This window comes from Comamonas sp. (assembly GCF_036666375.1).
Taxonomy (GTDB): Bacteria; Pseudomonadota; Gammaproteobacteria; order Burkholderiales; family Burkholderiaceae_C; genus Comamonas.
In genome coordinates, this window is sequence record NZ_JAVWWA010000189.1 from 1 (window position 1) to 4,844 (window position 4,844).

The 4,844-nt window shown below is 68.8% G+C and carries 3 protein-coding genes, 1 pseudogene and 1 riboswitch; all 4 genes and pseudogenes read right to left on the reverse strand.

All coding sequences use genetic code 11. The annotated features are described in order from the left end of the window. Positions 1 to 1,496 (reverse strand): nitrite/sulfite reductase (locus tag RR928_RS24255; protein ID WP_332684614.1); only part of this gene is annotated, 1,496 nt, incomplete at its 3' end. 300 nt (positions 1,497 to 1,796) lie between these two features. Then, a complete protein-coding gene (gene mnmC / locus RR928_RS24260; RefSeq protein WP_332538530.1) occupies positions 1,797 to 3,731 on the reverse strand; it encodes an FAD-dependent 5-carboxymethylaminomethyl-2-thiouridine(34) oxidoreductase MnmC in 1,935 nt (644 codons plus the stop codon). Positions 3,732 to 3,754: 23 nt separating this feature from the next. Next, on the reverse strand, positions 3,755 to 4,366 hold the full coding sequence (locus RR928_RS24265) for a trimeric intracellular cation channel family protein (RefSeq protein WP_332538532.1): 612 nt from the start codon (positions 4,364 to 4,366) through the stop codon (positions 3,755 to 3,757). 228 nt (positions 4,367 to 4,594) lie between these two features. Beyond that, a riboswitch (glycine riboswitch) is annotated at positions 4,595 to 4,688 on the reverse strand. Positions 4,689 to 4,741: 53 nt separating this feature from the next. Then, positions 4,742 to 4,844, reverse strand: a pseudogene (locus RR928_RS24270) (Fe(2+)-trafficking protein); the annotation flags it as partial.

Consider the following 4,844-nt stretch of genomic DNA (forward strand, 5'->3'; position numbering starts at 1 on the left):
TGGCCGCTGTGGTGGTGGCCGCAGCTGTTGATGCAGCCGCTGATGTGCAGGTCGATGGGGCCGATGTCGTCGAGCTCGTCGAGGTCCTGGTAGCGCTGGGTGATGGCTTCGGCAATCGGCAGCGAGCGCGCATTGGCCAGCGCGCAGAAGTCGCCGCCGGGGCAGGCGATCATGTCGGTCAGCAATTGCACGTTGGCGCTGGCCAGGCCCAGCGCGCGCGCTTCCTGCCACAGCGTGAACAGCTCGCTCACGGGCACCCAGGGCAGCAGCACGTTCTGGTCATGCGTGACGCGGGCTTCGCCCGACGAGAAGCGGTCCATCAGCGCGGCCAGCGCATCGAGCTGGTCGCCCGTGGCGTCGCCCGGCGACTGGCCGGGGCGCTTGAACGACAGCGTGACGGCGCGCAGCTGCGGATTGCGGTGCGGGTGCACGTTGCGCGCCAGCCAGCGGGCAAAGCCGGGCTCGGCAGCCGAGTGGGCCGCAAGCGACTGCGCGATGTCCTCGGCCGACAGCGGCTTGAGCGCCGGCAGCTGCGGATCGACAAAGCAGGCCTTGACGCGGTCGAGCTCGGCCTGGGGAATGGTGTGCGGGCCGCCGTCGATCTCGACGATCTGGCGATATTCCTCTTCGACATCGTCGATGTACTGCTGGCCTTCGGCCTTGACCAGGATCTTGATGCGCGCCTTGTACTTGTTGTCGCGCCGGCCGTGCTCGTTGTAGACGCGCACGATGGCCTCGATGTAGTTCATCACCTGGTTCCAGGGCAGGAACTCGCGGATCTGCGTGGAGATCACCGGGGTGCGGCCCATGCCGCCGCCGACGAACACCTTGAAGCCGACTTCGCCGGCGGCGTTCTTCACCACATGCAGGCCCACATCGTGCCAACCCGTGGCGGCACGGTCTTCCGCGGCGCCGCTGATCGCGATCTTGAACTTGCGCGGCAGGAAGGCGAACTCGGGGTGCAGCGTGGTCCACTGGCGCAGGATTTCGGCGTAGGGGCGCGGATCGACGATCTCGTCGACGGCCACGCCGGCCAGGGCGTCGGTGGTGGTGTTGCGAATGCAGTTGCCGCTGGTCTGGATGCCGTGCAGATCGACGCTGGCCAGCAGGTCCATCACATCGGCGGCCTTGGCCAGCGGAATCCAGTTGAACTGCACGTTGGTGCGGGTCGTGAAGTGGGCGCAGTGCGTGGGCAGGAACGTGGTGCCCAGCAGGCCCTGGCCTTCCATCGCGGCCTTGAAGACTTCGGCTTCGGGTTCGTCATATTCGCGCGCGATGCGCGCCAGCACGCGGATCTGCCGGCTGGCGATTTCGCCGTAGGGCACGGCCACGCGCAGCATGGGCGCGTAGCGCTGCACATACCAGCCGTTTTGCAGGCGCAGCGGGCGGAAGTCGTCTTCCGGCAGCTTGCCGGCCTGCCAGCGTTCGAGTTGGTCACGGAACTGATCGGCGCGCAGCTTCACGAATTCCTGGTCAAAGGGGGTGTATTGGTACATGGCGGTTCAGTGCGAAAACCGGTGAAGCCCTGCCGGGCCGCGGGGAGCCTGCGGCAGGCGGGCGCAAATGCAGGAAAGTCGCGCGAGCGCCCTGAGCCTTCGTGGGGCATGTGGGGGGAGGGTGCTCGAAGCATGCATGCTGGGAAATGTAGGCCGGGACAGCCGCCGGGCAAACTATTGTTTTGTGCTTCCTTTATGCGAATAAGCTTATGCGCAAGCACTGGCGCGGCCTGGCGGCCCGCCGAGAGGCGTTTTCGGCCGGTTTTCTGAACCGGTGCAAAACCCTCTGTCAGGCCGCGGTCAGGCGCCGATGCGCTGGGTCGACAGCGCCTGCGCGAGCTTGGCGTCAAGCGGCAGCGGCTCGTCGTGCAGGCGCGCGGCCAGCAGTTCGGCGCACAGCAGCGCCAGCGTGATGCCGCGCGCGCCCATGGCCGTGCAGGTCCACAGGCCCGGTTGGTGCACCGGGTCCACCGGACCGACCAGCGGCAGGCGGTCGGGCGCGGCCAGGCGCACGCCAGCCCACAGCTGCGGCGTGGCGGCAAACGCCGGCGCCAGTGCCGCCGCCTTGTCTGGCAGCAAGGCCTGCAGTCGCAGCGCGTTGGCCGCGTGCGCTGCTGCCTGGTCCGCGGGGGATGGCGGCAGCGTATCGCTGTCGCGCTCGAAAGTCGAGCCCATGAACCAGCCACGGCCCGCATCAAGGCCGCCCAGCGGAATATGGGGCACCAGGCTGCCCTTGCCGTTGACCGGGAAGGGCGGCAGCGCATCGGCCGCCAGGTCCTTGTGCTCGCCCCAGGAGACCTGGCCGCGCATGCGCTGCAGCGGCCAGCCGGCAGGCAGCAGCTGGTCGCTGCCATGGCCGCCGGCAATCACCACCAGCGGTGCCTGGCCCAGTACCTGGCCCTGGGCATCGAGCAACTGCCAGTCGCTGCCTTGGCGCAGCAATTGCGCGACCCGGCGCCGGCCTTGCCACTGGATGCCGGGCTGGGCCAGCAGCGCGCGCACCAGCTGCGCCGGCCGTATCCAGCCGGCCTGCGCATGCCAGCAGGCGGCGTCGGCGCCATCCAGCCCGGCCAGCGCGCGCTGCGCGGCGTCGGCGGGGTGGCTCCAGTCATGGCCCGGGTGCGGGCGCGAACCCGCGGGCGCGGCATGCGCGCCTTCGAGCTGCCATTCGCGCGGCAGGCCTATGAGCCCGTCGCTGCTTTCCACGCGGTGTTCGAGCACGCCGCAGTGCTGCCAATCCTGGCCGGGTTGCAGCAAGGCATGGGCCCGCTGCAGCGTGGCGCGCACGCCGCTGCGCGACAGCCGCGACAGCAGGCTGTCGTCGGGCGAGACATGGGGGGCAAACAGGCCTGCGGGCAGGCCCGAGGCGCCGCCCGCGGGTTGATCGGCCCGGTCTTGCACCTCGACCTGCCAGCCGCGGCGCGCGAGCTCGAAGGCGACGGACGCGCCCGCAATGCCGCCGCCAATGACGATGGCGCGGCGCGCGTCGGCGGGCGGCAGCTGCGGCGGCTGGCTCCAGGCATCGGCGCGCCGGCGCGGCTCCCAGCGCGGATTGAACAGCGCCTGCAGGTTGTCGCGCTTCGGGGGAACGCCCGGCACCTTCTGCACTTCGAAGCCGTTCTCGGCCAGCGCATCGCGCACCGCGCGCGCAATCGTCCAGCTTGCCAGCCGCGTGCCGCGGCGGCAGCAGCGCGCCACGGCCTTGAGCGTCTGCGCATCCCATATCTCGGGATTGCGCGCGGGGCTGAAACCGTCGAGGTAGACCGAGTCGACCGTGGGCATCTGCTGGCGCAGCTGGGCCTGGGCATCGCCGATGTAGAGCGTCAGCTGCACCTGGCCGTCCTCGAACGACAGCCGGTGCACGCCCGGCAGCAGGCCCCAGAACTGCGCGGCGAGCTGTTCGGCCAGCGGGTGCAGTGCGGGGTCCTGCGGCATGGCGCGGCGCATGTCGTCCTGCGTGACCGGATAGGCCTCGATCGAGACGAAATGCAGCTGGCGCGGACGCGCCGGGTCGGCTTTCCAGGCGGCCCAGGTGACGAGAAAGTTGAGTCCGAAGCCGAAACCGGTCTCGAGAATGCGCCACTGCGCGGCATAGGCCCAGGCCGCGGGCAGGCCGCAGCCGGCGAAAAACACCTGGCGCGCCTGGTCCAGGCCGCCGTTTTCACTGTGGTAGCGGTCGGAAAAACGCGGGCTGTAGGGCGTGCCGTCGGGCAGCCAGTCAATTGCTTCGGACATAGGGAGAAATCAGGCCGCGGCGTTCATTCCCAGCGCTGCTGGTAGGAAAACGTCGGCAGCCGCCATTTGAAACGGATGGCCAGCAGGCGCAGCGCCAGGCCGCCCGCAAAGCAGATGGCCGTGCTGATGCCCGTGGACACCGCGAAATGCTGCAGCAGCAGGAACAGCACGCAGACCGCGAGCGACACGCTGGCATAGAGCTCGCGCCGGAACACCACCGGCACCTGGTTGCACAGCACGTCGCGCAGAATGCCGCCGCTGATGCCGGTGAGCATGCCCGAGATGATGACCACCACCAGCGGGTAGTTGAGCTTGAGCGCCACGTTGCAGCCTATCAGCGAGAACGCGATCAGCCCCATGGCGTCGAGCAGCAGGAACAGCTGCTTGAGGCGCAGCAGATGGCGCGCGACCAGCGTGGTCAGCAGGCCCGCGGAAATCACCAGGTAGACGTATTCGGGGTGCTGGGTCCAGCCTATGGGGAAATGGCCCAGCACCATGTCGCGTATGGTGCCGCCGCCCAGGGCGGTGACGAAGGCAATCACGGCGACGCCGAAGATGTCCATGTTGCGCCGGCCCGCGGCCAGTGCGCCGGACATGGCTTCGGCGGTGATCGCCACGAGGTAGATCACCAGCATGGTGTCGATAGGGGAGGACGCCTGCAGAGGCTGGATGGCGGAGAGGGAAGAGGACACGCAAAAAGTCTCGGTGGAAACCGGCCCGTCGCCTGACGGTGCCGATACGCCTCTCCCGCTGTCCTTTGTACCTGAGAGTTTGGGCGCTCCAGGCGGCAAGCCAGGAGCGCTTGCCCCTTCGGTGAGTCGGCGGCGCGGCAAGCCGCGCCCTGACTGCTCTCCAGTTGGCGAACGATTCCTGCGGTTCCGGGTGCCTGAGCGATTATGGGAGTTTGCGCCTTCGGCGAAGGCGCATGCAGCGCCTTAGCTCTCCCGCAGAAAGACGGGATTATCCCGTCCTGCACCGGGGCCGTCAATGGATGCGGCCCGGCTGGCGTTTTATGCGTCGGTCGGGGGCACGTAGCCCACGGCGGCGTCGGCGCCGCCGCCGAAGAAATGGTTTTCCATCTGGCGTGCCAGGTACTGGCGGGCGCGCGCATCG

Coding starts and splice junctions, on each gene's coding strand:
- RR928_RS24265 (WP_332538532.1), bottom strand. CDS start 4,366: ATGCTGGTGATCTACCTCGTGGCGATCACCGCCGAAGCCATGTCCGGC.
- mnmC (WP_332538530.1), bottom strand. CDS start 3,731: ATGTCCGAAGCAATTGACTGGCTGCCCGACGGCACGCCCTACAGCCCG.